The organism is Pseudoxanthomonas kalamensis DSM 18571 (assembly GCF_010211745.1).
In the GTDB taxonomy this organism is placed as follows: domain Bacteria; phylum Pseudomonadota; class Gammaproteobacteria; order Xanthomonadales; family Xanthomonadaceae; genus Pseudoxanthomonas_A; species Pseudoxanthomonas_A kalamensis.
Window position 1 is genome coordinate 295,062 of record NZ_PDWQ01000002.1, and the last position, 25,432, is coordinate 320,493.

The 25,432-nt window shown below is 66.2% G+C and carries 22 protein-coding genes, 1 tRNA gene and 1 riboswitch; of the genes, 12 read left to right on the forward strand and 11 right to left on the reverse strand.

Annotation, left to right across the window (positions count from 1 at the left end; translation table 11 throughout):
• Positions 1 to 17 precede the first annotated feature (17 nt).
• Both CSC70_RS05340 and CSC70_RS05345 read left to right on the forward strand, forming a co-directional pair.
• Positions 18 to 1,382: an alkaline phosphatase PhoX gene (locus tag CSC70_RS05340; protein ID WP_162455623.1), complete on the forward strand. Its 1,365-nt coding sequence runs from the start codon at positions 18 to 20 to the stop codon at positions 1,380 to 1,382.
• Between the two features lie 128 nt (positions 1,383 to 1,510).
• Positions 1,511 to 2,629, forward strand: a complete 1,119-nt coding sequence (locus CSC70_RS05345) for a transporter substrate-binding domain-containing protein (protein ID WP_162455624.1) — start codon at positions 1,511 to 1,513, stop codon at positions 2,627 to 2,629.
• 118 nt (positions 2,630 to 2,747) lie between these two features.
• Here CSC70_RS05345 and CSC70_RS05350 read toward each other — a convergent pair whose 3' ends face one another.
• Positions 2,748 to 3,779: a metal-dependent hydrolase gene (locus CSC70_RS05350; protein WP_162455625.1), complete on the reverse strand. Its 1,032-nt coding sequence runs from the start codon at positions 3,777 to 3,779 to the stop codon at positions 2,748 to 2,750.
• Positions 3,780 to 3,887: 108 nt separating this feature from the next.
• On the opposite strand from CSC70_RS05350, the gene CSC70_RS05355 reads away from it, so the two are divergent.
• Positions 3,888 to 4,448, forward strand: coding sequence for a DUF1439 domain-containing protein (locus CSC70_RS05355; protein ID WP_162455626.1), 561 nt, complete (start codon positions 3,888 to 3,890; stop codon positions 4,446 to 4,448).
• Between the two features lie 6 nt (positions 4,449 to 4,454).
• Here the strand turns inward: CSC70_RS05355 and CSC70_RS05360 are convergent, their stop codons facing one another.
• Both CSC70_RS05360 and olsF read right to left on the reverse strand, forming a co-directional pair.
• Positions 4,455 to 5,273, reverse strand: a complete 819-nt coding sequence (locus CSC70_RS05360; RefSeq protein WP_425501519.1) for a UDP-2,3-diacylglucosamine diphosphatase — start codon at positions 5,271 to 5,273, stop codon at positions 4,455 to 4,457.
• Positions 5,270 to 6,973 carry a bifunctional ornithine lipid synthase OlsF gene (gene olsF / locus CSC70_RS05365; protein WP_162455627.1) on the reverse strand — a complete coding sequence of 568 codons (1,704 nt, stop codon included), beginning with the start codon at positions 6,971 to 6,973 and terminating at the stop codon, positions 5,270 to 5,272. The genes CSC70_RS05360 and olsF overlap by 4 nt, the downstream gene beginning before the upstream one ends.
• 216 nt (positions 6,974 to 7,189) lie before the next feature.
• On the opposite strand from olsF, the gene metK reads away from it, so the two are divergent.
• The 3 genes from metK (at position 7,190) to CSC70_RS05380 (ending at position 10,946) form a co-directional block, all read left to right on the forward strand.
• Complete coding sequence (gene metK / locus CSC70_RS05370) at positions 7,190 to 8,416, forward strand: methionine adenosyltransferase (RefSeq protein WP_162455628.1); 1,227 nt, start codon at positions 7,190 to 7,192, stop codon at positions 8,414 to 8,416.
• A 121-nt stretch (positions 8,417 to 8,537) separates the two neighbouring features.
• Entirely contained in the window at positions 8,538 to 9,038 is a 501-nt protein-coding gene (locus CSC70_RS05375; protein ID WP_162455629.1) for an acyl-CoA thioesterase, read from the forward strand.
• Between the two features lie 27 nt (positions 9,039 to 9,065).
• On the forward strand, positions 9,066 to 10,946 hold the full coding sequence (locus tag CSC70_RS05380) for an ATP-binding cassette domain-containing protein (RefSeq protein ID WP_162455630.1): 1,881 nt from the start codon (positions 9,066 to 9,068) through the stop codon (positions 10,944 to 10,946).
• Positions 10,947 to 10,958: 12 nt separating this feature from the next.
• On the opposite strand, the gene ppc is transcribed toward CSC70_RS05380, so the two are convergent.
• Positions 10,959 to 13,670, reverse strand: a complete 2,712-nt coding sequence (ppc, locus tag CSC70_RS05385) for a phosphoenolpyruvate carboxylase (protein ID WP_162455838.1) — start codon at positions 13,668 to 13,670, stop codon at positions 10,959 to 10,961.
• A 173-nt stretch (positions 13,671 to 13,843) separates the two neighbouring features.
• Positions 13,844 to 13,936, forward strand: a riboswitch (S-adenosyl-L-homocysteine riboswitch).
• A gap of 37 nt (positions 13,937 to 13,973) precedes the next feature.
• Between ppc and ahcY the strand changes: the two genes are divergently transcribed.
• Positions 13,974 to 15,419, forward strand: a complete 1,446-nt coding sequence (ahcY, locus tag CSC70_RS05390) for an adenosylhomocysteinase (protein ID WP_162455631.1) — start codon at positions 13,974 to 13,976, stop codon at positions 15,417 to 15,419.
• Between the two features lie 71 nt (positions 15,420 to 15,490).
• Here the strand turns inward: ahcY and CSC70_RS05395 are convergent, their stop codons facing one another.
• Positions 15,491 to 16,048, reverse strand: coding sequence for a DUF3228 family protein (locus CSC70_RS05395; RefSeq protein ID WP_162455632.1), 558 nt, complete (start codon positions 16,046 to 16,048; stop codon positions 15,491 to 15,493).
• A 119-nt stretch (positions 16,049 to 16,167) separates the two neighbouring features.
• On the opposite strand from CSC70_RS05395, the gene metF reads away from it, so the two are divergent.
• A complete protein-coding gene (metF, locus tag CSC70_RS05400) occupies positions 16,168 to 16,992 on the forward strand; it encodes a methylenetetrahydrofolate reductase [NAD(P)H] (protein ID WP_162455633.1) in 825 nt (274 codons plus the stop codon).
• Positions 16,993 to 17,046: 54 nt separating this feature from the next.
• A complete protein-coding gene (locus tag CSC70_RS05405; RefSeq protein WP_162455634.1) occupies positions 17,047 to 17,625 on the forward strand; it encodes a hypothetical protein in 579 nt (192 codons plus the stop codon).
• 60 nt (positions 17,626 to 17,685) lie between these two features.
• Here the strand turns inward: CSC70_RS05405 and CSC70_RS05410 are convergent, their stop codons facing one another.
• The 6 genes from CSC70_RS05410 to CSC70_RS05435 all read right to left on the reverse strand — a co-directional run bounded on the left by CSC70_RS05410 (position 17,686) and on the right by CSC70_RS05435 (position 23,463).
• Positions 17,686 to 18,990, reverse strand: a complete 1,305-nt coding sequence (locus tag CSC70_RS05410) for a sensor histidine kinase (protein WP_425501520.1) — start codon at positions 18,988 to 18,990, stop codon at positions 17,686 to 17,688.
• A 12-nt stretch (positions 18,991 to 19,002) separates the two neighbouring features.
• A complete protein-coding gene (locus CSC70_RS05415; RefSeq protein WP_162455636.1) occupies positions 19,003 to 19,686 on the reverse strand; it encodes a response regulator transcription factor in 684 nt (227 codons plus the stop codon).
• 5 nt (positions 19,687 to 19,691) lie between these two features.
• Positions 19,692 to 20,183 carry a hypothetical protein gene (locus tag CSC70_RS05420; RefSeq protein ID WP_246189331.1) on the reverse strand — a complete coding sequence of 164 codons (492 nt, stop codon included), beginning with the start codon at positions 20,181 to 20,183 and terminating at the stop codon, positions 19,692 to 19,694.
• A gap of 286 nt (positions 20,184 to 20,469) precedes the next feature.
• Positions 20,470 to 21,363 carry a 30S ribosomal protein S6--L-glutamate ligase gene (gene rimK / locus CSC70_RS05425; RefSeq protein WP_162455637.1) on the reverse strand — a complete coding sequence of 298 codons (894 nt, stop codon included), beginning with the start codon at positions 21,361 to 21,363 and terminating at the stop codon, positions 20,470 to 20,472.
• A 125-nt stretch (positions 21,364 to 21,488) separates the two neighbouring features.
• A tRNA-Gly gene (locus tag CSC70_RS05430) sits at positions 21,489 to 21,562 on the reverse strand.
• 80 nt (positions 21,563 to 21,642) lie between these two features.
• Positions 21,643 to 23,463 (reverse strand): autotransporter outer membrane beta-barrel domain-containing protein, encoded by a 1,821-nt coding sequence (locus CSC70_RS05435; RefSeq protein WP_162455638.1) that lies wholly within the window; start codon positions 23,461 to 23,463, stop codon positions 21,643 to 21,645.
• Positions 23,464 to 23,620: 157 nt separating this feature from the next.
• On the opposite strand from CSC70_RS05435, the gene thiS reads away from it, so the two are divergent.
• The 3 genes from thiS (at position 23,621) to trmB (ending at position 25,431) form a co-directional block, all read left to right on the forward strand.
• Complete coding sequence (gene thiS, locus CSC70_RS05440; RefSeq protein ID WP_162455639.1) at positions 23,621 to 23,821, forward strand: sulfur carrier protein ThiS; 201 nt, start codon at positions 23,621 to 23,623, stop codon at positions 23,819 to 23,821.
• Positions 23,822 to 23,893: 72 nt separating this feature from the next.
• The gene (locus CSC70_RS05445) at positions 23,894 to 24,688 is read left to right on the forward strand and encodes a thiazole synthase (protein WP_162455640.1); all 795 of its coding nucleotides are present in this window, start codon (positions 23,894 to 23,896) and stop codon (positions 24,686 to 24,688) included.
• 2 nt (positions 24,689 to 24,690) lie between these two features.
• The gene (gene trmB / locus CSC70_RS05450) at positions 24,691 to 25,431 is read left to right on the forward strand and encodes a tRNA (guanosine(46)-N7)-methyltransferase TrmB (protein WP_162455641.1); all 741 of its coding nucleotides are present in this window, start codon (positions 24,691 to 24,693) and stop codon (positions 25,429 to 25,431) included.
• Position 25,432 lies beyond the last annotated feature (1 nt).

The window sequence follows — 25,432 nt, forward strand, 5'->3', positions numbered from 1 at the left end:
GTTGGCAGAACAAATCCATGGTTACCCGTCGACAGTTCACGTTCGCACTCACCGGCAGCGCATTCGCCGGACTCCTGGCTTCATGCAGTCCGGCGGTTGGAATTCGTGCCACAAAGCCGTTGCACGCCTATGGTGATCTGGCCCCCGATCCAGCGGGATTGCTCGACCTGCCGAAGGGATTCGGCTATCGCGTGATTTCCGCGTTCGGCCAGCGCATGGACGACGGCTTCGTGGTGCCCGACCGTGCCGACGGCATGGGGTGCTTCGCGCTGGGTGAACGGCGCGTCGCGCTCGTCCGCAATCACGAGTTGAAGGCGAATCAGCAGATTCTTGGCCCGGCACCAGGCACGACGCCTGCACATATACCGGCTTACGATCGCAACATTTCGGGGGACGTGCTGCCAGGCGGCACCTCGACGATCATCTACAACCTGGCCTCGGGCCAAGTCGAGTCACAACACTTGAGTCTGGTCGGCACGATCCGCAACTGTGCGGGCGGCACGACGCCCTGGGGAAGCTGGCTGACATGCGAAGAGGACGTGACCCGTGCTGGCGAAGGGGTGGGCCGCGACCATGGTTGGGTTTTCGAAGTGCCGGCCGAAGCACACGGCCTAGTGCCGCCAACACCGCTGGTGGCCATGGGCCGCTTCAATCACGAGGCGGCGGCGGTCGATCCGCGCACCGGGATCGTCTACCTGACCGAAGACCGGGATGACAGCCTGTTGTACCGCTTCCTTCCCGACGCACCGGGAGATCTGGCCCGGGGAGGGCGCTTGCAGGCACTTGCGTTGGTCGAGTCTGACATCAGCGACAGCCGCAACTGGCATGGAATCACCATGTCGCGCAGCACATGGCACGAGGTGCGCTGGATCGATCTGGATGACGTGAAAAGCCCGGATGACGATCTGCGCATGCGGGGCCATGCGCGCGGCGCGCTGCTGTTCGCTCGTGGCGAGGGCATCCACTTCGGCGAAGACGAACTTTATTTCTGTTGCACGTCGGGTGGTGTCGCGATCCTCGGGCAGATCATGCGTTACAAGCCATCGCGCTTCGAAGGGCTGCCTGCCGAAAAAAGCGAGCCAGGGCGGCTGCAAATCTTCGTCGAGTCCACGGATCCGGCGCATTTCAATTTCGGCGACAATCTGACCGTGGCACCCAATGGTCATCTGATCGTGTGCGAGGATCAATACACGGCCGTCGTGGACAACCACCTGAGAGGAGTAACACCGGACGGAGATATCTACACCTTCGCGCGTCTGCGCCTGCAGACCGAGCTGGCGGGGGCCTGCTTCTCGCCCGATGGTTCGACACTCTTCGTCAACCTCTACAGCCCGGGAAAGACACTTGCCATTACCGGCCCTTGGGCAGAGTTCCGGTCATGAATGCCGGAGCCCCTTCGAGCACGCCGCCGGAATTATCCGCCGTAGCCTGAACCTGCGCCGGGGCGATGCCTGCAGCCTCGTGCCGCAGCCGTTATTCTGCATCGCTGGCAACCAGGGAGATTCTTCGCATGCCTGCATCCGCTTCGCCGTGGCTGCGTCTCGCGCTCGCGCTGCCGATCCTGCTGATGGCCGCCGTCGCAGGCGCCCAGACGATGGCGCCTTCCGGCACTGATACGCCACCTGCGCGCAAGCTGACTGTCGGCGTGAAAGTCGCGCCGCCATTCGTGACCGAACAGGGCGATGGTATCTATTCCGGCCTGGCCATCGACCTGTGGGACGAGATCGCGCAGGAGCGCGGTTGGGAAACGACGTTCAAGCGCTACGAACTGGACGATCTGCTGGAAGCGGTCGAGCATGGCGACGTCGATGCAGGGTTGGGCGCGATCACCGCGACCGCCGAGCGCGAGAAACTCATGGATTTCAGCCACCCGATCACCAGTTCAGGCTTGGGCATCGCGGTACGTTCGCAGCGGGGTGCCGGCTGGCTGGCGGTGGCCCGCGCGTTCTTCTCGCCCGGCTTTCTCAAGGTGCTGGCCGCATTGGCGACCCTGCTGCTGGTCATCGGCGCACTGACATGGCTGGCCGAACGCCGGCGCAATCCGGAGCATTTCGGTGGCCCCCCTTCGCAAGGCATCGCCTCGGGATTCTGGTGGGCCGCAGTCACCATGACCACGGTCGGCTACGGCGACAAGGCGCCGGTGACCCTGGCCGGCCGCCTGGTCGGACTGCTGTGGATGTTCGCCGCGCTGATCATCGTTTCCACCTTCACCGCGGCGATCACCAGTGCGTTGACGGTCGGCCAGCTGTCTTCGCGCATCACCCAAGCCAGCGATCTCGATGGCTTGCGGATCGCCAGCCTGGCCGGCACCACCAGCGCGGAGTGGCTGCAAGGGCGCGGGCTGGACTTCGACGATGCCGCGGACATCGATGCTGCGCTTGCGTCTCTGGCCAACGACGAGTGCGACGCCGTGGTCTATGACGCTCCGCTGCTGCAATGGACCATCGGCAAGCGCTATCGCGGCCGGTTGGAAATGCTGCCGCTGCGGCTGGAGCGACAGGACTACGCCTTCGCCCTGCCCGCCGCCAGTGCGTTGCGCGAGCCATTGAACGAGTCGCTGCTGGAACGGATCAACGCCCCGGGATGGCGCGCACGTGTGGAGGGCTATCTGGGCGGCAAATCCGAGTAGGGTTCTCCTCGGGCACGACCATCACCACGCATGATGCTGTCGCCGCCAGCGCTCTGCTCCTGGCAGCGCACGCATCAGCCTGTCCGCGTGGGTCGGCGGCCCCGACAGGTCATGCCCGTCATGGTTCGCGGCCTTCGCTCTCGGCCTCCGGCGCATGCCAGATCCGCCGCCACGCCTCGCCCAGTTGTCGTCGCGCATGCCACGGCCAGGCCATCTGCGTCGGCGGCACTTCGCGCCAGCCATCGCCCGTGCGCTCGGCAACCACGAAGTTGAAGCTGTAGTCCGGTTCGGCGCCCATCCGCAGGTCGCTGAGCACCAGCGCATCATCGTGACGCGAGGCCTTCATGAAACCGTGGTTGAACCAGGCCAGCCGCTGCACGGCCGGGTACGCGGTTACCTGCGCCAGATCGTCGACATCGGACGCATGGGCGCGGAAGCGCATCGGGCCGCGGTCGGCCACCAGTGAATACTCGCCTTCGACGAAACCCTGCGGCGTCATCGCCACCACCCGCCACAGCAGGGTGTTGAACGGCATCGGCACCGAAAAGCGAGGCGCGTCCTGCAAACCCATCGTCGCCAGTGTTTGCCCGGCCTGTCGCTCGACCAGGCCCTTGGCCAGCAACGACCATCCCAGATAGGCCGTACTCAGTACCAGCCCGAACAACACGGCCTTGCCCGCCACGCGCCTTGCCCCGGCGATGGCCGCAACGACCACGCCGATCAGCAGCCACAACGTGTACATCGGATCGATGATGAACACGCTCGACCACATCGCCGGCATCGGACGCAGTGGCCACCACAATTGCGTGCCATACACGGTGAACGCGTCCAGCAGCGGATGAGTCACCAGGGCCAGCAGGATGGCCCAGAACCATCGTGCCGGCGCTTCGGCTACCCGTTTGCCGCGCGACCGGTACCAGGCCCAGATTGCCCAGGCCAACAGCGGCAGCACCAACAACGAATGGCTGAAGCTGCGATGCCAGGTCATACGCAAGACCGGATCGTCGGTCAGCAGTACCAATGGAAGCGAGTCCAGGTCGGGCAACGTCCCCAGTACGGCTCCAGCCAGCAGGGCGGCGCGACGATGACCGGCTGGCACTACGGCGGCGGCGACCGAGGCGCCGAGAACGATCTGGGTTAGGGAATCCATGCGCGCATGCTAGCAGTACGCCACCAGGCACAAGACCTACTGCGGGCCTTGGCTTTGAAGCCGGGGGCAACCCGCGTATCGTCGTCGTGTCCTCCCGGGAAAATCGACATGAATCCTCAACGCCGCCTGCTGGTCGCCTCCATCGCCGCTACCCCGCTCGCCCTGGCCGGCTGCGCTTCGCTGAACGACATCGCCGCGCTGCTCGGCAACCAGTTCGTGCTCGGCCCGATGCAGATCCAGAGCGCGCTCAACGGCAGTTTCCCCAAGCACTACGACAAGCTCGGCGGACTGGCCTCACTGAGCCTGGTGGACCCGAAACTGTCCATTCCGCAGGACAGCCATCGCCTGCGCCTGGACCTCGCCCTCGCCCTCGACCTGCTCGGAAGTCGGACCGCGAGCGGCAGTTTCGGCCTGTCCAGCGGCGTGCGCTTCGATACCCGCACGCTGGGCATCCATCTGGATGAGCCCGCGATCGAATCGGTGGACGTGCCGGCCTTGGGTGGTGCGATGAACAACACCGTCCGCGGTGCGCTGAATACCTGGCTGGCCGAGTATTCGCGCGATGAGCCGGTGTACCGCTTCGACAGCAACCTGCTCGGGCGGATCGGCTCGCGTCAGGTCAGCAGCACCGAAATCGCCAACGGGCAAGTCGTGGTGAACCTGCAATAGCGCGGCTCAGGCCGCCTTCCGCCATTGCTCCGGCGCCGGTCGCGACTGCGGCGGCAGCAGCGCCAGGGTCTCGCCGGTGTGCGACAGCAGCCGCAGCGTGCCGTCCATGTCCTCGGCCAGCGCCGACAGGGTTTCCACCCAGTCGCCGTCGTTGGCGTAGACCAGGCCGTCGCGCTGCTCCAGCGCGGCACGGTGGATGTGCCCGCAGACGATGCCGTCCAGCCCGCGCCGGCGCGCGTCCTGCAAGCCGGCCTGGACGAAGCGCTCGATGTAGCGCTCGGCCGCCCCGCTCTGCCGTTTCAGGAATTCGGACAGCGACCAGTAGCGACGCCCGAGCTTGCGTCGCAACTGGTTCAGCAACTGGTTGCCGGTCAGGATGCGGCTGTACAACCAGTCGCCGAACTTTTCCTGCAAGCCGCCGAAGTGGGTGACGCTGTCGTAGTCGTCGCCGTGCACGACCAGCAGGCGGCGGCCGTCGGCGGTGGTGTGGATCGTCCGCCGCCGCACCTGCATGGCCGGCAGCATCATCCCGCACGCGCGCCGCAGCGGGCGGTCGTGGTTGCCGGGAATGTACACCAGTTCGGTCCCGGCCCGATGCAGCGCATGCAGGGCCTCGATCACCTCGTTGTGCGCGGCGCCCCAGCTGGCCCGGCGCTGCGCCAGCCACCACAGGTCGACGATATCGCCGACCAGGTACAGCCGCTCGCAGCGCAACGAGGCGAGGAACGCGGCCAGGTCGGCGGCGTGGCAGTGTTTGGAACCCAGGTGAACGTCGGAAATGAACACCGAGCGACGCATCGGTTGCGGGATCGCCTTGAGCATCATGCCGTCTCCTTCGCGGTTTGCAGGTAGCGCTGCCGCTTCTTCGGGCGGATGCGCCGGAGGTCCACTTCGATCAATCCGTCCAACGAATCGCTGAAGTCCGGATCGACGCCGAACGCCAGAAAGCGCGCGCCGCCGGGCTCGCACAGGTCGGTGTACTGCCGGTACAGGGTCGGCACACCGGTGCCGAGCGCCGACAGGTTGGCCTTCAGCACCTCGAAGGCGGTGGCCGCGTCCAGCTCGCCGAACGAAGGCGGCGCGGCGAAGTACTGGAACGGCCGGTTCGACTCCGCCAGCGGATCGGCGCTGCCGTAATAGCGCTGGTAATAGGCCACCAGCTGCTCGCGCGCGGCGCGCGGCAACGCGGCGCTGATCGACACCGCGCCGTACAGGTAACGCACGTTCGGGTAGCGCCGCAGGTAGGCGCCGATCCCCTGCCACAGGTAGTCGAGGCTGCGGCTGCCCCAGTACTCCGGCACCACGAAGCTGCGGCCCAGCTCCATGCCCTCGGCCAGCCGCGGGATGGCGTCGTCGCGATAACGGAACAGGCTGGCCGTATACAGCCCGGCCAGCCCCCGTTGCGCCAGCGCGGTCGCGCCACGAGCGATCCGGTACGCGCCGGCGATCCGCTGCGCCGCGGCGTCCCAGACCACGATGTGCTGGTAATGGCGGTCGTACGCATCCAGGTCGCGGCGACGGCCGCTGCCCTCGCCGACCTTGCGGAAGGTCAGTTCGCGCAGCCGGCCCAGTTCCTGCAGCAGTGGCGAACCCGCGCCACAGGAAGCCAGCAGGATCTGCTTGCCGTCGGCGGTCTCGCCCAGGCATTCGGCCCGTTCCAGTTCCGCTAGCAATCGCGGCACGGCGACCGCGGGCGCCAGCGGCTCCTGTCCCGGCGTTGTAATTCCACGCTGGCGCGCCAGTGCGTACAGCGCACGCCGCACCTGTCGCAATTGCGCCGCCACGTCGCCATCGGCGGCCAATGTCATCGGCGCGCCGATCCGCAGCGTCAGCGGACGCCCGCCGCGGGCGAACATCTCGCGCGCCAGCAAGGCGGTGCCGGCCGGCTTGAACAGCGCCGATGCGCCGTAGAACAACGCCGAATTGCGCGCCTGGATCAGCACCGGCAGCACCGGCGCGCCGCTGTGGCGGGCGAAGCGCAGGAAGCCGCGCCGCCATTCGCCGTCGCGCACGCCCTGCAGCGAAATCCGCGACACTTCGCCGGCCGGGAACACGATCACGCACTGCTCGGCATCCAGCGCCGCTTCCACCGCCTGCAGGCTGTCCACGCTGGGCCGGCCGCCAAGGATGCGCACCGGCAGCAGCAGGCCGGACAACGGCTCGATCCCGGTCAGCAGGTCGTTGGCGACGATCCGCACGTCGCGGCGCACGCGGCCGACGCAATCCAGCAGGGCCAGCGCATCGAGCGCGCCGGAAGGATGGTTGGCGACGATCAGCAGGCGGCCGCGCGTCGGGATCGCGCTGGCGGCGGCGTTCTCCACCCGGTAGTCACTCTGCAGCCGCCGCAACGCCGCGGCGACGAAGTCGAAACCGCGCAGATGGCCGTTTTCCGACAGGAACGCGTCGATCTGGTCCAGCCGCGACCAGCGGCCCACGGTGCGCAGCAGCGGTCGCGCCAGTTTCGCCCGAGGACCGCGGAACCAGTGCGGATAACGCTGCTGCAGGCGGTCTTCGATCTGGAGCATGGACATCGTGGGTCGGCCCGGTTGGCCGGCAGCCTGAACCCCGACGACGACAGCCCGGTTGCGGTTTTGCGGCAAACGCATGACGTCGCAGGCGGCGTCCGTTTTAACCGCAGCCGAATCCCGGTGCTGGCAGGATGCAGCGACGGCGGCGGAGGTGTATCATTCGCGGCCATCTTTTCATCCCGATGAAGGGATATAACCCAAGGATTCCCGCCGATGTCCAGCTACCTGTTCACTTCCGAATCGGTTTCGGAAGGCCATCCCGACAAGATCGCCGACCAGATCTCTGACGCCGTGCTCGACGCCATCCTGGCCCAGGACAAGCGCGCCCGCGTGGCCTGCGAAACCATGGTCAAGACCGGCGCGGCGATCGTCGCCGGCGAAGTCACCACGACCGCCTGGGTGGATATCGAGGGGCTGGCCCGCCAGGTCATCAACGACATCGGCTACGACCACTCCGGCGTGGGCTTCGACGGCCATACCTGCGCCATCATCAACATGCTGGGCAAGCAGTCGCCGGACATCGCCGCCGGCGTCGACGGCACCCGCAAGAAGGCCAAGAAGCCCGAGGAACAGGGCGCCGGCGACCAGGGCCTGATGTTCGGCTACGCCTGCAACGAGGCGCCGGAATACATGCCCGCGCCGATCTACTACAGCCACCGCCTGGTCGAACGCCAGGCCAAGGTGCGCAAGAACGGCAAGCTGCCGTGGCTGCGCCCGGACGCCAAGAGCCAGGTCACCCTGCGCTACGGCGAGGATGGCGGCATCCTCGGCCTGGACGCGGTGGTGCTGTCGACCCAGCACGATCCGGGCATCAAGCAGAAGGACCTGGTCGAGGCCGTGCGCGAGCACATCCTCAAGCCGGTGCTGCCGAAGAAGTGGTACGAATCGCTGCCCAAGAGCAAGGTCCACATCAACCCGACCGGCATCTTCGTGATCGGCGGGCCGGTCGGCGACTGCGGCCTGACCGGGCGCAAGATCATCGTCGACACCTACGGCGGCATGGCCCGCCATGGTGGCGGCGCGTTCTCCGGCAAGGACCCTTCCAAGGTCGATCGCTCGGCTGCCTACGCCGCCCGCTACGTGGCCAAGAACGTGGTCGCCGCTGGCCTGGCCGACAAGTGCGAAGTGCAGGTCAGCTATGCCATCGGCGTGGCCGAACCGACCTCGATCTCGGTCACCACCTTCGGCACCGGCAAGATCAGCGATGACAGGATCGAAAAGCTGATCCGCAAGCATTTCGACCTGCGCCCCTACGGCATCATCAAGATGCTCGACCTGATCCACCCGGTCTACCAGCGCACCGCCAGCTACGGCCATTTCGGCCGCAAGCCGGAACAGGTGAGCTACCTCGACGTTGCCGGCAAGACCCAGACCGCCACGGCGTTCTCGTGGGAACGGACCGACCGCGCCGATGCGCTGCGCAAGGACGCCAAACTGTAACGGCGGCGCACGCCAGCCACCGATCGACCGACGGGCCGCGCAAGCGGCCTGTCGCGTTTCCGCCAATGGCCACGCAGCGGTTAGCCTATGGTTCCCGTCGTCGCACCGGAACCCGCCCGCCATGGAAAGCCTGAAGAGCCATCAATTGTCGATGACCGTGCTGATGACACCGGACATGGCCAATTTCTCCGGCAAGGTCCACGGCGGCGCGGTGCTGAAACTGCTCGACCAGGTCGCCTATGCCTGCGCCAGCCGCTATGCCGGCAAGTACGTGGTGACGCTGTCGGTGGACCAGGTGACGTTCCGCCAGCCGATCAACGTCGGCGAGCTGGTCACCTTCCTCGCCTCGGTCAACTACACCGGCTCCTCGTCGCTGGAGGTCGGGATCAAGGTCGTGGCCGAGGACATCCTGCGGCAGAGCGTGCGTCACGCCAACAGCTGCTTCTTCACCATGGTCGCGATGGACGATGACGGCAAACCGACCCCGGTTCCGCCGCTGCAGCCGCAGACGGCGGACGAACGCCGCCGTCATGCCGCCGCGCAATTCCGCCGCCAACTCCGTCAGGAAATGGAGCAGCGCCACGCCGCCTTGCTCGCCTCGACCGCGCCCGCTGACGTCTGAAACCCCGACCGCGACTAGAATATCCGCATGTCCCTGCTGCAATTCCTGCGCGTCGACTACGGGGTCGGCGGGCCGCTCCTGCTCGACCATGTCGACCTGTCCATCGAAGCCGGCGAACGCGTCTGCGTGGTCGGGCGCAACGGCGCCGGCAAGTCCACGCTGATGCGGCTGATGGCCGGCGAATTGAAGCCCGACGACGGCGAGATCCGCCGCCAGGATGGCGTGGTGGTGGCGCGGATGGCGCAGGAAGTGCCGCAGGACACCGACGGCAGTGTGTTCGACGTGGTCGCGCAGGGGCTGGGCGAACTGGGTCCGCTGCTGGCGCAGTACCACCATGCATTGCACGCCGGCGACATGCAAGCCATGGGCGATGCGCAGTCGAAGATCGAGGCCCGCGACGGCTGGGACCTGGATCGGCGCGTGCAGCAGGTACTGGACCGGCTGGAACTGCCGGAAGCCGCCGATTTTTCCGCCCTGTCCGGCGGCATGAAGCGGCGCGTGCTGCTGGCGCAGGCACTGGTCCGCGGCCCGGACATCCTGCTGCTGGACGAACCGACCAACCACCTGGACATCGAGGCGATCGCCTGGCTCGAAGGCTTCCTGAAATCCTTTGCTGGCAGCATCGTCTTCGTCACCCACGACCGCAGCTTCCTGCGCGCGCTGGCGACCCGGATCGTCGAGATCGACCGCGGCACGCTGAGCAGCTGGCCCGGCGACTACGACAACTACCTGCGCCGGCGCGAGGAACGCCTGCATGCCGAAGCGCAGGAGAACGCACGTTTCGACAAGCTGCTGGCGCAGGAAGAGATCTGGATCCGCCAGGGCATCAAGGCCCGCCGCACCCGCAACGAAGGCCGCGTGCGCGCACTGAAGGCGCTGCGGCACGAGCGCGGTCAGCGCCGCGAACTGACCGGCAACGTGCGGATGGAAGCCGCCGCCGCGCAGGCTTCGGGCCGCAAGGTGGCACAACTGCACGAAGTCTCGCAGGCTTTCGGCGGACGCAGCCTGCTGCGCGAGGTCTCGACCACGATCCTGCGCGGCGACCGGGTCGGCATCATCGGCCCCAACGGCGCCGGCAAGTCGACCCTGCTGAAGATCCTGCTGGGCGAGCTGAAGCCCGACAGCGGCAGCGTCGAACTGGGCACCGGCCTGCAGGCGGCCTATTTCGACCAGCACCGCAGCCAGCTGGACGAATCGCTGAGCGCACTGGAGAACGTCGCCGAAGGCCGCGACCACATCGAGATCAACGGCCAGCGCAAGCACGTGATCGGCTACCTGCAGGACTTCCTGTTTTCGCCGGAACGTGCGCGCGCGCCGATCACCCGCCTGTCCGGCGGCGAGCGCAACCGCCTGCTGCTGGCACGGCTGTTCGCACAGCCGTCCAACCTGCTGGTGATGGACGAACCGACCAACGACCTCGACGTGGAAACACTGGAACTGCTGGAAGAACTGCTGGCCGACTACAAAGGCACGCTGCTGCTGGTCAGCCACGATCGCGACTTCCTCGACAACGTGGTCACCAGCACCTTGGTGCTGGAAGGCGACGGCCGGCTGGGAGAATACGTCGGCGGCTATTCCGACTGGCTGCGGCAACGGCCGGCCATTGCCGCCAGCAATCGTCCGTCCATTACGGCGGACGCCTCACCCGTATCGACACCTGAAGCGCCCGCTCCCGCCGCAGCGGTCGCCAAGCGCAAGCTCAGCTACAAGGATGCGCGCGAACTGGAACAGTTACCCGGCCGGATCGAATCGCTGGAAGCGGACATCGCCGCCCGCAGCGAAGCGATGAACGAGCCCGCCTTCTACCAGCAGGACGGCGCCGCGATCACCGCCGCCAACGAAATCCTGGCCGCGCTGCAACTCGAACTGGACGCCGCCTACGCACGCTGGGCCGAACTGGATAGTTGACAGCTCAACACGTCAGCCGGTGTTCTGCACGCCCTGGGCGACGCCATTGACGCTGGCCACCAGCGCCCGCAGCAGCATTTCGTCCTCGCCACCCGACGCGCGCCAGCGCTGCAGCAGGTCGGCCTGAATGACGCTGATCGGGTCCACGTAGGGGTTGCGCAGCTGGATCGACAAGGCCAGTCGCCGGTCGTGCTGCAGCAGGTAATCGTCGTCGATCAGCTTCAGGATCCACTCGCGGGCCAGCGCATGTTCCTGACGGATGCGCGGGAAGAATTCCTCGTGCAGGTCGCCGGACAGCCGCGAAAACATTTCGGCAATGCCCAGATCGGTCTTGGCCAGCACCATCGACACATCGTCGAGGAAGGTGCGGAAGAACGGCCACTCGGCCGCCATCTCGCGCAGGGTCTTCTCGTGGCCGCCCTCCACCGCTGCCTTCAGTCCGCTGCCGACACCGTACCAGCCCGGCACCACGGCGCGGGTCTGGGTCCAGGCGAACACCCACGGGATCGCGCGCAGGTTGTCCAGTCCCGCGTCCTGACCCAGCCGGCGCGACGGCCGCGAACCCAGGGTCATGCGTTCGATCACGTCGATCGGGGTCGCGGTGCGGAAATAGCTCATGAAACCCGGTGCCTCGACGAAGCCGCGATAGGCCGCGCGGCTTTCGGCGGTCACCCGATCCATCAGCGCGCGCCATTCGGCTTCGCGCGGTTCCGGCGGACGCGGGCGCAGGCTGGACACCAGCACCGCGCCGGCGGCCTGCTCCAGCGAGCGCAGCGCCAGCGCGCGAATACCGTACTTGCGATGGATTACCTCGCCCTGCTCGGTCACCCGCAAGCGGCCATCGACGCTGCCGCGCGGCGACGCTTCCACCGCGCGCGGGGTCTTGCCGCCGCCGCGGCTGATCGAACCGCCACGGCCGTGGAAGAAGGTCAGCTTGATGCCCAGTTCGTGCGCGGCCTGCAGCAGTTCCACCTGGCCGCGCTGCAGGCCCCAGCGCGAGGCAGCGATGCCGCCGTCCTTGCCGCTGTCCGAATAGCCCAGCATCACCATCTGCACGTTGCCGCGCGCGGCCAGGTGGGCGCGATAGACCGGATCGGCCGCGAGGTCACGCAAGGTGTCCGGCCCCTGACGCAGATCGTCCACCGTTTCGAACAGCGGCGCGATGTCCAGCGGCACATGGCCCTGCGCATCGACCAGGCCACCGCGTCGCGCCAGCGCCAACACGGTCAGCACATCGGCGCGGTTGTGCGCCATGCTGATGATGTAGGCGCCCAATGCATCGGCGCCGTGGATGCTGCGCGCCTCGGCCAGCGCGGCGAACACCGCGTCTAGCCGGCGGTTGCCCTCGTCCTCGCCGCGCGGCAGCAGCTTGCCGTCACCCGCGTAGTCGGCCAGCAGGGCGGCGCGTTCGATCGCGTCGCGCGTCGCCCAGTCCGCGTCGCCCAGCGCCTCGGCCACCGCACGCGCATGCACACTCGATTCCTGGCGAACATCGAGCCGCGCCATGTGGAAGCCGAACGTGCGTACCCGCCAGGCCAGCCGGCGCACTGCGAACCAGCCGGCGTGGATGCCGCGGTTGTGCTCCAGGCTGCGCAGGATCATGTCGATGTCGGCGGCGAACTCCTCCGGCGAGGCATAGCCTTCGGGCTGCTCGTCCAGGGTCGCCTGCAAGCGCGCGCGCATCAGCTCGTTGAGTAGCCGGTACGGCATGTCGCCGTGGCGAGGACGCGAGCGTGCTGCCGCCTGCGGCAGCAGTTCGCGGTAATACTGCATGCGCGCCATCACCTGCGCGTCCACACCGACCAGCGAGGTCGACTGGCTGAGCAGTCTGGCCAACTGGCGCAGTTCCTTCAGGTACTTGTGCAGGATCTCGCGCCGCTGCGCGCGCAGGGTCTGCGCGATGGTGCCGGCATCGACATTGGGGTTGCCGTCCATGTCGCCGCCGACCCAGGTGCCGAAGCGCAGCAGGCGCGGCAATTCCGGACTGTCGCCGAAGGTTTCGCGGAACGCGGTTTCCAGCGTTTCGTAGAACACCGGCATCACCCGGTACAGCACTTCGGTGATGTAGAAGCCGACGTGTTCGCGCTCGTCCTGCACGGTGGGCCGCACCGGCGAAGAATCGGGGGTCTGCCAGGCCGAGGTCAGCGCCATGCGAAAGCGGGCGATGTCCGCGGCGCGCTCGTTGGGCGTGCGCTGGCCGTCCAGGTCGTCGACCAGGCTGGCCACCATCAGTTGCTCCTTCTCCAGCAGCACGCGACGCAGCGCTTCGGTCGGATGTGCGGTGAACACCGGCTCGATGTCGACGTTCGGCAGCCAGGCTGCCAGTTCCTCCAGCGTCGCCCCCTGCGCCTTCAGCTTCAGCAGGCTGTCGTGCAGGCCCTCCGGCTGCGGCCGGGTCCCGCCGCTGCGCTGGTATTCGCGGCGGCGGCGGATGCGGTGCACGCGCTCGGCGATGTTGACCACCTGGAAGTAGGTGCCGAAAGCGCGGATCAGCGCCTCGGCATTCGACGGCGACAACCCCGTCAGCAAACCCGCCAGCGCATCCAGCGACTCGTCGCGCTGGCGCCGGGCAATCGCCGTGGTACGCACGCGCTCCACTTCCGCAAGGAAGTCCGGCGAAATCTGCTCGCTCAGCATGTCGCCGACCAGGGCGCCCAGCCGGCGCACGTCGTCGCGCAACGGCGTGTCGACAGCAGCGAATTCGGGATTGCGGTTCAGATTCATGGACATCGGGGGCCGGGAAGGAAGTCGATTGCGCCTTGCCCGCCGCGACGCACTACCACAAGACCAGTTGCAGACCGGATGCGGCATCGCAGCAAACCACTGCAAGCCTACCCCATCCGCGTCCGGCGTCCATTTATCGTTCCATCCGCAACGAACGATATAATCGCCATTCCCCCGCCGAGGGGCGCTGCGACCGCGCGGCCTGCACGACAGGCGCACGCGGCCAGGCTCGGTGGAGCGGTTTGCGACAACGGCGCCCGTAATGACAGGGCCTTCGCGCCCGCCACTTACGGAGCTTCCACCATGAACGCACAGGTCAAGACCTTCTCCACCGAAGGCGACTACAAGGTCGCCGACATCTCGCTGGCCGACTGGGGCCGCAAGGAACTGGACATCGCCGAGCACGAGATGCCCGGGCTGATGTCGATCCGCCGCAAGTACGCGCCGCAGGCCCCGCTGAAGGGCGTGCGCGTGACCGGCTCGCTGCACATGACCATCCAGACCGCGGTGCTGATCGAAACGCTGAAGGACATCGGCGCCGACGTGCGCTGGGCCAGCTGCAACATCTTCAGCACCCAGGACCACGCCGCCGCCGCGATCGCCGCCACCGGCACCCCGGTGTTCGCCTGGAAAGGCGAAACCCTGGAGGAATACTGGGACTGCACACTGGACGCGCTGAGCTTCCCCGACGGCAAGGGCGGCTTCCTCGGCCCGCAGCTGGTGGTCGACGACGGCGGCGACGTGACCCTGCTGATCCACAAGGGCCACGAACTGGAGAACGGTTCGGACTGGGTAAACACGCCCTCGTCCAGCCAGGAGGAACAGGTCATCAAGAACCTGCTCAAGCGCGTCGCCCAGGAACGCCCCGGCTTCTGGACCACCGTGGTCCGGGACTGGAAGGGCGTGTCCGAGGAAACCACCACCGGCGTGCACCGCCTGTACCAGCTGGCCGAACAGGGCAAGCTGCTGGTGCCTGCGATCAACGTCAACGACTCGGTCACCAAGAGCAAGTTCGACAATCTGTACGGTTGCCGCGAGTCGCTGGCCGACGGCCTCAAGCGCGCCCTGGACGTCATGCTGGCCGGCAAGGTCGCGGTGGTCTGCGGCTACGGCGACGTCGGCAAGGGCTGCGCCGCCTCGCTGCGCGCCTACGGCGCCCGCGTCATCGTCACCGAGATCGACCCGATCTGCGCACTGCAGGCGGCGATGGAAGGCTACGAGGTCAAGACCGTCGAGGACACGCTGGGTACCGGCGACATCTACGTCACCACCACCGGCAACAAGGACATCATCCGCCTGGAACACATGACGGCGATGAAGGACCAGGCCATCGTCTGCAACATCGGCCACTTCGACAACGAAATCCAGGTCGATGCGCTGAAGGCGCTGGACGGGGTGAAGCAGATCAACATCAAGCCGCAGGTGGACCGCTTCGACCTGCCCAACGGCAACGCGATCTTCCTGCTTGCCGAAGGCCGCCTAGTCAACCTGGGTTGCGCCACCGGCCACCCGAGCTTCGTCATGTCGAACTCGTTCTCGAACCAGACCCTGGCGCAGATCGACCTGTGGGCCAACAAGGACTTCTACGATCCCAAGGTCTACATCCTGCCGAAGAAGCTGGACGAGGAAGTCGCCCGCCTGCACCTGGAAAAGATCGGCGTGAAGCTGACCACCCTGACCCAGGACCAGGCCGACTACCTCGGCGTGCGCGTGGACGGCCCGTTTAAGCCGGAGCATTACCGCTACTGATCGGCGCAGTCACTCTGTGCAATATGGAACGGGCGCCGCGAGGCGCCCGTTTTCATTCGAGGCAAACTCATTCAGGGCCGCCAATTGGCGTTCGCCTCCCAGAATTCCACACTGCGCCGGTAGGCCTCGCGGTCCAGCGGCACGCCGGAGCCGCCCTCTTCCACGCCGAGCGCGTTGCGCATCATGGTGATCGGCGCCATCGGGATTTCCTCCGGTCCGGCCGTGTACAGGCAACCGACGATGCCCCAGTCGCCTTCGATGGGGGCGCCCTCCTTCGCCAGTTGCCCGGCGCTGTAGAGGATGACGACCAGGTAATCGGCCACCGGCGGCTCGACGCCTTCGAACCAGCGCACCAGTACCGGCAACTCGTCGCGGCTGCGCGCCTCGTAGGCCGAGCGCAGCAGGTGACGGTTGCCATCGTCGATCGGCACGGTCAGGCAGCGGGTCGAGGTCCAATTGCGATGCACATGCAGCTTGCAGAACGGCGCGTAGCCGTCCAGTACCTTCAGCGGCGGCTCCGTGTTCAGTCGTGCCTCGAACTGTTCCGGCGTGCAGTCACGGAGGGTGTTGCCGCGCAGCGGGCATGGGAACAGGCGGGTTCGGGCGAACGGGGTCAGGACGATCGACATGCACGGTTCCGAGGACGGCGAATGGCGGTGCATCATCGACCAGCCGGGCGCGCCCGCCAATCTTCACATTCATCTTGATGGAGAGATATAATTGCCCCGTCCTTGCCCGGCCCGCCGCCATGACCGCCATCAGCCTCGAGTTCTATCCGCCCAAGACCGACGAACAGCGGCTGCAGCTGGATCGCACGGTGCGGAAGCTGAAGCCCTTCGGGCCGGAATTCGTGTCCTGCACGTTCGGCGCCGGCGGCTCGACCCTCAGCTACACCGCCGAAACCGTGCGTCACCTGCGCCAAGGCCACGCCTTGGACGCCGCGCCGCACCTGTCCTGCGTCGGCGGCAGTCGCGAACAGATCCGCGAACTGCTGCAGCTGTACCGCGCCATCGGCTGCCGGCGCATCGTCGCCCTGCGCGGCGACATGCCTTCGGGCATGGGCCACCCCGGCGACCTGCGCTACGCGACCGACCTGATTGCCTTCATCCGTGCCGAGCACGGCGACCACTTCCACATCGAGGTCGGCTGCTACCCGGAAACCCATCCGGAAGCCGAGGACGCGGTGATCGACCTGCGCCACTTCAAGGCCAAGCTCGACGCTGGCGCCAAATCGGCCATCACCCAGTATTTCTACAACGCCGACGCGTACTTCCACTTCGTCGAAGCGGTACGCAAACTGGGCGTGGAAGCACCAATCGTGCCGGGCATCATGCCGATCTCCAATTTCAGCCAGTTGCGCCGTTTTTCCGAGCAATGCGGCGCCGAGATTCCGCGCTGGATCGGCAAGCGCATGCAGGCCTTCGGCGACGATGTCGACGGTATTCGCGAGTTCGGCGCCGATCTGGTCGCGGCGCTGTGCCGGCGCCTGCTGGATGGCGGCGCGCCCGGCCTGCATTTCTATACCTTGAACCTGGCCCGCCCGACCCAGGCCGTGCTGTCGCGGCTTAGCTGAACGACGACGGCATCGCGCATTCCGCGTTCACGCCGGCGACGGTAAGCTGCACGCATGCGAGCGCTTTGCGGACTGTTGACCCTGCTGCTGGCCTTCGCCAGCATGGGATGGCCGAAGGATGCCGCCGCTCAGCAGGTACAGCGCTGCACCAGCCTGAGCGGCGAAACCGTCTACACCGACAAGCGCTGCGAGGATGTCGGCGCGATCGACCGCCTGCCGGACGTGCGCCGGCCTTCGTCGTCCTCGTATTACCGGCGTGGCTGCTCGCGCACGCTCAGCGATCTGGTCTACCAGATCACCGCGGCCATCGATGCCAGGGACGTCAACCGTCTGGCCGGGGTCTACCAATGGGGGGGCGTCTCCGATGCGACCGCCAACCGCATCCTCGACCGGCTGGAAGCCATCGCGCAGCGGCCATTGGTGGACATCGTGCCGATCCGGCCCGACCCGCCTCCGATTCTCGACGAGGAAGGCAACATCGTCGACGACAATGCCGATGGCTATTACCCGCAGACCACGCGCACCCGGCCGACCGGATTGCGGCTGGAGCAGACTTTGAAGAACAGCGCCACGCCTTCGACCACCGTGTTCGGTCTGCGCCGCGCCTACAACTGCTTCTGGATCACGCTGTAGGAGCAGCGTGAGCTGCGACCTGGCTTTCACGGGAAAGCTTCTTCGCGGCTGACGCCGCTCCTACGTCGACGAAAATTTCAGCGTGGCGACCACGCCCTTTTCCTTGCCCGGATGCACGCCGACCTGCCAGCCATACAGGTCGCACAGGCGGCTGACGATCGACAGGCCGATACCACCACCCTGCGAGCGCCCGGCATGGGCGCCGCGATAGCCGCGCTCGAACAGTCGCGCAGCGTCTTCTTCGCTCAATCCCGGGCCGGTATCGATCACTTCCACCGCATCGGCCAGCAGCCGCACGGTCACGCTGCCCTCCTGGGTGTACTTGACCGCGTTGCCGATCAGGTTACCCAGCGCCACCGACAGCGCTGCTTCCGGCGCATCGACGGTCAGGCTGCTTTCGCCCTGCATGTGCAACTCCAGCGGCTTGTTGCCCATCTGCGCGCGATGCGCGTCGAGCAACTGCTCGACCACCTTCGCCACCAGCGCATTGCCCTGCCCGCGCTCGTTGCGCGACAGCTGCAACAGGGAACTGATCAGGTCGGTACATTGCTGCTCGGCGCGCTGGATCCGCGACAGACGCTGCCGCAGCTTGTCGTCGAGTGCAGGGTTGCTGAGCATCAGTTCGGTGGCGCCGCGAATCACCGCCAGCGGCGTGCGCAGTTCGTGACTGACGTCGGCATTGAATTCGCGATCGCGCTGAACCATTTCCGTCAACCGGTCGGAATAGTCATCCAGCGCCTTGGCCAGTTCACCGACTTCGTCGTCGGGGAAATGCGATGCCAATTGCTTCGGGTTCTCGCTGCCGCGGTAGGCGCGCAATCGTGCCGCCAGTTCGGATACGGGACTCATAACTCGGGAAGCCGACCACCAGCCGATCAGCAGCGACAGCGCGCCGAAAACGAAAACGGCGACGATCAGCCATATCTTGAGCTGCATCTGCCCTTTGCTGCTCTGGGTCATGTTGTAGGCAAGGAAAAACCAGGCATCCGGCGTCTTGCGCACGGCAAGCTTGTACGAGAACGGTGCGCCGGTCTCGGCATCCACGCCACTCAGGTTGTGGATGCCGTCCTTGAATTCGTACCAGTCCGGCTCTTCCTGGCGAAGCTTCTCGAAACCGTCCGGTCGCACGATCTGTCCGTACATCTGCTGTACGGGCAGATCGGTATTGTTGGGGTCCAGATAGAATCGACGCGCATATCCGTCGATGTTCTGGTTCATCACGTCTTCGACCAGTTCGTTCTCGACCCTCTGCCGCGCCATGTCGGTCAGATAGGCGAACAGGGCCGTCAGGCCGGTTCCCAGCAGGAAGAAGGACAGGATGATGCGGGTCCGCAGCCGCCGCCGGAATGTCCTGCGCTTGCTCACCTGCAACGTAAATCAGCTGCTGGCGTCGGGGGCAGCGATGCGGTACCCGATACCGTGGCGGGTCTGGATATAGGGCGTTTCGAACGGCTTGTCGACCACCGCGCGCAAGCCGTGGATATGCACGCGCAACGAATCCGAATCGGGCAGTTCCTCGCCCCAGACTCGGGTTTCAAGTTCTTGCCGGGTCACCACCGCCGGCGAAGCCTCCATCAGCGCCTGCAGGATCTTCAGCGCGGTGGGATTGAGCTGCAGCAGCTTGCCTTGGCGCCGCACCTCGAGCGTATCCAGGTTGTATTCCATCTCGCCCACTTCCAGGATTCGCGTCTGCACCGCCTTGCCGCGACGGGCCAGGGCGTTCAGGCGCACCTCGACTTCCTGCAACGCGAACGGCTTGACCAGATAGTCGTCCGCGCCCGAATCGAATCCGGCAAGCTTGTTGTCCAGCGTGTCACGCGCCGTCAGCATCAACACCGGCGTCTGCTTGCGCGCCTCGTTGCGCAGCTTGCGGCAGACCTCCAGCCCGTCCATCCCGGGCAGGTTGAGGTCGAGCACGATCGCGTCGAACTCGTGCACCACCGCCAGATGCAAACCGGTCACGCCGTCGGCGGCAAAATCGACGGTATGTCCACGGTCTTCCAGATAATCGCCCAGGTTGGCGGCGATATCGCTGTTGTCTTCGATGACAAGTATGCGCATTTCAGTCAATTCTGTACGGGTGCTTTAAGACCTATGTTTTGCCGAACCGCGTCTTGTGACTGTTCGCGTGCCCTTCTACGCTCGGCCACTGTCATGCAATTCGTGGTTGTTCGATGCGATCCCACCTTCTTCTCACGAGTGCACACCAGACGACTGTCCTCTCCAGCCTGCGTGAGAATCGCGTTCACCAGCTCCTGGTCATTGAACAACTCTGCCTTCTTGGCTTCGTCCAACGTTGTCAATCCGCCTGCAACCGCCAATGAGCTGGAAATGCGATCAAGAGCAGTCTTGACCTTCTTGCGATCATCGCTGCTGATCTCGCTGTAAGTTTCACCATCCGCCAGATCACGTTCGATGGCTTGACGCTGCTCAATGAACGACTGATGCAAATCAAGAATGGAATCCGCGCCAGATGCTGCGGAACCGGATTGAATATTTGCGTACGCAGTACTCATCGCAAGGCTGCAAACCAGTAATGCAGGTATCGAAAAACGCATTTCGTCGAACCTCCTAAGATTTCGTGGGATGAATGCTTCGGAAACTGTAGCAGACCGAACGACAAGTCAAACGCGAAGAAGACACTTCGTAGTCCCCAGAAAAAGACCCGGGCGGCACGTGCCGCCCGGGTTACAAGAACAACCCCGATTTACCGTAATCCTGTCGTTTCCAGAGCTGACGTGGTACGTGCAGAGTCGCGGCCCGGATCAAGCTATACCCAGCTCGATTAAGCGCACGTTAAAGTTTTCTTAACCTGCGAAACTGAACAGGATTTTCCCGCTATCTTCATGATCTAAAAGCATTTCTGGAACAAGCTGTTGCGATGTAGTCGATGATCTCGGTACCGATATCGCAGCCGCAAGCGTGCTCGATGCCTTCCAGTCCGGGGGTCGAATTCACCTCCAGCACCAGCGGGCCGCGGCGGGAGCGGATCAGGTCCACGCCGGCCAGCTCCAGACCCAAGGTCCGGGTGGCGCGGACCGCCACCTCGGCTTCCTGCGGGCTGATCTCGACCGGCTCGGCGGTGCCGCCCCGGTGCAGGTTGGAGCGGAAATCGCCTTCCGGCGCCTGCCGGCGCATGCTGGCCACGACCCGGTCGCCGACCACGAAGCAGCGTAGATCGGCACCTTCGGCCTCGGCAATGTATTCCTGCACCACGAAGTTGGCGTACAGGCCGCGCAAGGCTTCGATCGCGCCCTTCGACGCCGACGGCTTCTCGGTCAGCATCACCCCCGCCCCCTGGGTACCCTCGGTCAGCTTGATCACGTGCGGTGGTGGACCCAGCATGTCGAGCAGGTCGGCGGTGTCGTCCGGGTTGTCGCCGAATACCGTGATCGGCAGGTCGATGCCTTCCCGCGCCAGCAACTGGTGCGCACGCAGCTTGTCGCGCGCGCGCAGGATGGCGTCGGAAGGATTGGGCGTGTAGGCGCCCATCAGTTCGAACTGCCGCAGCACGGCCGTACCGTAGCGGGTGATCGAAGTGCCGATGCGCGGGATGACGGCGTCGTAGTCGGCGACCGGCTTGCCGCGATAGTGCATGTCGAAACCGCCGCGGGCGATCCGCATGTAGCAACGCAACGGATCCAGCACGCGAACGCTGTGGCCACGCGCGCGCGCCGCCTCGACCAGACGCCGGGTCGAATACAGCTTGCTGTTGCGCGAAAGAATCGCCAGTTTCATCTTGCACGTGCCCGGTCTTGTTCATGCAACAGAATGACACGCCCTGAACCGTTCCTGGCAGTGCCGGACCGGAACCGGGGATCGCGGAAAGTCGGCGAGGGCGACTAGTGTGAGAAAGGGGTGACTGGAGCGGGTGAAGGGAATCGAACCCTCGTCGTAAGCTTGGGAAGCTTCTGCTCTACCATTGAGCTACACCCGCACGGGCGCCCGTTGCAGGCCCCGGGAAAGTTTAGGTGGCGGCCCGGGGCGGCGCAATGGCCCACCCCGGTGCCGAGTCGGTCAGAATCGCCCGCCCAGGGTCAGGTACAGGCTGTTGTCGCTGCCCCCGGATTGGCCGACCGTGCCGATCGCGCCGATGTTGGCCTCCAGCTCGCCGAGGCCGATCCGCGCGCCCAGCCGCACCACGCCATAGTCCTGGTCCCAGTCGACGCCCGGAACCGCATAGGCGTCCAGCCCGCTTACCGACTCCAGCTGCGCGAAGACCTGCTCGTCGGCGTCCTCGAACTCATGCCGGTAGCTGGCCTGGAAATACGGGGTCACCCGGTCGTTGATCGCATAGCTGACCTGCCACCCCGCATCGAGGGTCAGCGAATCCAGATCCTGGTCGGGATAGGCCAGCGACGTGGAGTTGTCCATGTTTTCGGCATAGCCATCGACCTTGATCTGCTGCATCAACAGGCTGGCCACCGGCCCATGCTGCAGCCGGCCTTCGCCCATGCGGTAACCGGCGCTGACGCCGACGCCGAGATTGCTGCCATCGGCGCTGCCGTGATGACTGCGGACCGCCGGCCCCAGCACCACGTCGCGCTTCACGTCATAGGACAGCCAGCTGTAGCTGAGCTGGGCATTGACCCAGGCACGGTCGCCATACCAGCCGGCAAAGCCGCCCAGCGTGGTGTCCGACTGACTGAAATCGCCGCTGTTCTGACCGAAATCCTGGGTGCCCTTGCCGTAGCCGGCAAAGCCGCCGAACACCCAGTCACCGCGCACGCTGTCCACGCCGAAGCTGCCCGACGGCGCCATCCCGTCGTACAGGTCGCCGTGATCGTAGCGCTGCATGTCGCCACGCAGGCCGCCCCACCAGCGCAAGCCGTCCTGCTCCGGCTTGCCGTCCAGATGCATGGCGACCATGTCCGCGCGTCCACGGCCAACCACGGCCGCCGAATGCGGCAGGATGGAGATCAGGCGCGGACCCTCGATCACCGATACCGCGTACTGCGCCAGCAGCCGGTGGGCGGCGGTGCTGGGATGCACGCCATCAGCGAACGCATAGGTTTCCGCGGCGGAAGGATCGACATAGTTCAGCGGGCTGCAGGTCAGCGAAGACTCGATGTTGCAGGCGGTCCCGGTGACATTGGCGAAACCGTAGGTCCCCGGCGCAGCGGCGATCTCGCCGATGAAACTGAAGGTGTCGAGCGGGATCACCCGCAACCCGGCCGCGCCCAGGCTGGAATACAGCGCCTGGTTGTAGGTCGCCGCAAGCTGGGTACCGGCGGCGACACCCGCCGCGCCCTGGGCGAGGAACTGCGGCGTCTTGCCCAGATCGGGAATGTTGGGCACCAGCACGTACTGCGCACCGGCGCCCTGCAGCGTGGCGATGGCGCCGAGCTGGGCGGTGATCGCCGCACCAATGGTCGCTTCCGCCGGCGCACCGGCGGCCACCGCGAACAGGTCGTTGGCACCCCCCCAGACGGTATAGAGCGCATTAGGATCGGCGCTGCCGCCATTCGCGGCGAGATAATTGCCCGTCTGAGTCAGCAGCGAGGGGACCGGGCCGAAATCGCTGCTGCGATCCTCGCCCGCAAGCGCGCCACCGACTGCATAGTTGGTCCCACCCTGATTGTCGCTGTCCGCATTGGTTCCGTAATAGTCGGCCAGGAACTCGGCCCAGACCCAACCCGGGTTGGTGGTGAAACGGCCCAGCACGGCCGCATCCGGACCAGCAACCTGGACCAGCGCGGGCCGGAAATGGCCCGAGTCGGTCAGGCTGTCGCCGATGAAGACCGTTTCGGAGAACGTGCTGCCGGCCATTGCCGGCGCCGTCGCCAGGGCCAGCGCCGCCGCGAGGGCGGAGCAGGCCGGGAATTTGATCGATTGCATGGATCCCTCCTGGGATTGTCGTACTGGTTCGGGGCAGGCCAGGTCGCCTGCCAGCAGCAGCCGTACGGCTGCGCATGGGGACATATGCTTTCACCCCGCACGCCAACACACACGCTGCGCCGCGGCATGAACACGGGGGATCGGCGAGAATGACAGGATGAACATCTTGCTCAACGGACAGCCCAGAGAACTGACTGCCACGGCCACGGTGGCGGACCTGCTGCAGGTCGAGAACCTGACCGAACGCCGGGTCGCGGTCGAGGTCAACGGCGAAATCGTCCCGCGCAGTGCCCATGCCGTGCATGTGCTGGGCGAAGGCGACCGGATCGAGATCGTGCAGGCGATGGGCGGCGGCTGAAGGCGCGCCCACGCCATCGACCAGGCCCTGCTTCGCCCCCCCTCGCCACGCAACATCGGCGATAATCATCGAATGTCCACGCACGCCCTCACCGACCCGCTCGTCATCGCGGGCAAGACCTATGCCTCGCGCCTGCTGACCGGCACCGGCAAGTACAAGGATTTCGAGGAAACCCGCCTCGCCACCGAGGCCGCCGGCGCCGAAATCGTCACCGTGGCGATCCGTCGCACCAACCTGGGCCAGTCGCCGAACGAGCCGAACCTGCTCGACGCGCTGCCGCCGGACCGCTTCACCATCCTGCCCAACACCGCCGGCTGCTACACCGCCGAGGACGCCGTGCGCACCTGCCGGCTGGCGCGCGAACTGCTTGACGGCCATGCGCTGATCAAGCTGGAAGTGCTGGGCGACCAGAAGACCCTGTACCCGGACGTGGTCCAGACGCTGAAGGCGGCCGAGACACTGGTCGCCGACGGCTTCCAGGTCATGGTCTATACCAGCGACGACCCGATCCTGGCCAAGCGGCTGGAGGAGATCGGCTGCGTCGCGGTGATGCCGCTGGCCGCGCCGATCGGCTCGGGCCTGGGCATCCAGAACAAGTGGAGCCTGCTGGAAATCGTCGACAACGCCAGGGTGCCGGTGATCGTCGATGCCGGCGTCGGCACCGCTTCGGACGCGACCATCGCGATGGAACTGGGCTGCGACGGCGTGCTGATGAACACCGCCATCGCCGGCGCCCGCGATCCGTTGCTGATGGCCAGCGCGATGAAGAAGGCCGTGCAGGCCGGCCGCGAGGCCTTCCTGGCCGGACGCATCCCGCGCAAGCGCTACGCCAGCGCTTCCAGCCCGGTGGACGGCCTGATCGGCTGACGATGACCGACCCGTTCGCCAGTCCCGGCGCCAAGGCTCCACCCAAGCCGTTCACGGCCACCGAAGGCCGCCGCCAGGTCCGCAGCTTCGTGCTGCGGCAGGGACGCTTCACCGAGGCGCAGCAGCGCGCCTTCGATACCCAGTGGCCGCGCTTCGGGCTGGATTACCGCGGCCAGCCGCGCGACTTCGATGCCGTCTTCGGCCGCCACGCGCCGCGCGTGCTGGAAATCGGCTTCGGCAACGGCCAGGCCTTGCGCTTCGCCGCGCGCCAGGACCCGGACCGCGACTACATCGGCATCGAGGTCCACGCCCCCGGTGTCGGCCGCCTGTTGAACGCCTTGGCCGAGGACGGCAGCGATCATGTGCGCCTCTACCACCATGACGCGGTGGAAGTGCTGCAGAACGAAATCGCCGATGACACGCTGGACGAGGTGCGGATCTACTTCCCCGATCCCTGGCACAAGAAGCGCCACCACAAGCGCCGGCTGGTGCAGCCGGAGTTCGCCGCCCTTCTGGTGCGCAAACTGAGCCCAAGCGGACGCCTGCATCTGGCCACCGACTGGCAGGCGTATGTCGAGCACATGTGGGACGTGCTCGACGCCACCGCCGGGCTGCGGAACCGCAACGGGCCGCGCGGGCACGGGCCGCGTCCGCCGTGGCGACCGCAGACCCATTTCGAGACCCGCGGGCAGCGCCTGGGCCACGGTGTGTGGGACCTGATCTACGACCGCAGCGGACCCTGAG

Coding starts and splice junctions, on each gene's coding strand:
- CSC70_RS05445 (WP_162455640.1), top strand. CDS start 23,894: ATGTCCACGCACGCCCTCACCGACCCGCTCGTCATCGCGGGCAAGACC.
- ahcY (WP_162455631.1), top strand. CDS start 13,974: ATGAACGCACAGGTCAAGACCTTCTCCACCGAAGGCGACTACAAGGTC.
- CSC70_RS05350 (WP_162455625.1), bottom strand. CDS start 3,779: ATGGATTCCCTAACCCAGATCGTTCTCGGCGCCTCGGTCGCCGCCGCC.
- CSC70_RS05395 (WP_162455632.1), bottom strand. CDS start 16,048: ATGTCGATCGTCCTGACCCCGTTCGCCCGAACCCGCCTGTTCCCATGC.
- CSC70_RS05380 (WP_162455630.1), top strand. CDS start 9,066: ATGTCCCTGCTGCAATTCCTGCGCGTCGACTACGGGGTCGGCGGGCCG.
- rimK (WP_162455637.1), bottom strand. CDS start 21,363: ATGAAACTGGCGATTCTTTCGCGCAACAGCAAGCTGTATTCGACCCGG.
- olsF (WP_162455627.1), bottom strand. CDS start 6,973: ATGCTCCAGATCGAAGACCGCCTGCAGCAGCGTTATCCGCACTGGTTC.
- CSC70_RS05360 (WP_425501519.1), bottom strand. CDS start 5,273: ATGATGCTCAAGGCGATCCCGCAACCGATGCGTCGCTCGGTGTTCATT.
- CSC70_RS05405 (WP_162455634.1), top strand. CDS start 17,047: ATGCGAGCGCTTTGCGGACTGTTGACCCTGCTGCTGGCCTTCGCCAGC.
- CSC70_RS05340 (WP_162455623.1), top strand. CDS start 18: ATGGTTACCCGTCGACAGTTCACGTTCGCACTCACCGGCAGCGCATTC.
- thiS (WP_162455639.1), top strand. CDS start 23,621: ATGAACATCTTGCTCAACGGACAGCCCAGAGAACTGACTGCCACGGCC.
- trmB (WP_162455641.1), top strand. CDS start 24,691: ATGACCGACCCGTTCGCCAGTCCCGGCGCCAAGGCTCCACCCAAGCCG.
- metF (WP_162455633.1), top strand. CDS start 16,168: ATGACCGCCATCAGCCTCGAGTTCTATCCGCCCAAGACCGACGAACAG.
- metK (WP_162455628.1), top strand. CDS start 7,190: ATGTCCAGCTACCTGTTCACTTCCGAATCGGTTTCGGAAGGCCATCCC.
- ppc (WP_162455838.1), bottom strand. CDS start 13,670: ATGAATCTGAACCGCAATCCCGAATTCGCTGCTGTCGACACGCCGTTG.
- CSC70_RS05355 (WP_162455626.1), top strand. CDS start 3,888: ATGAATCCTCAACGCCGCCTGCTGGTCGCCTCCATCGCCGCTACCCCG.
- CSC70_RS05375 (WP_162455629.1), top strand. CDS start 8,538: ATGGAAAGCCTGAAGAGCCATCAATTGTCGATGACCGTGCTGATGACA.
- CSC70_RS05415 (WP_162455636.1), bottom strand. CDS start 19,686: ATGCGCATACTTGTCATCGAAGACAACAGCGATATCGCCGCCAACCTG.
- CSC70_RS05435 (WP_162455638.1), bottom strand. CDS start 23,463: ATGCAATCGATCAAATTCCCGGCCTGCTCCGCCCTCGCGGCGGCGCTG.
- CSC70_RS05420 (WP_246189331.1), bottom strand. CDS start 20,183: ATGCGTTTTTCGATACCTGCATTACTGGTTTGCAGCCTTGCGATGAGT.
- CSC70_RS05345 (WP_162455624.1), top strand. CDS start 1,511: ATGCCTGCATCCGCTTCGCCGTGGCTGCGTCTCGCGCTCGCGCTGCCG.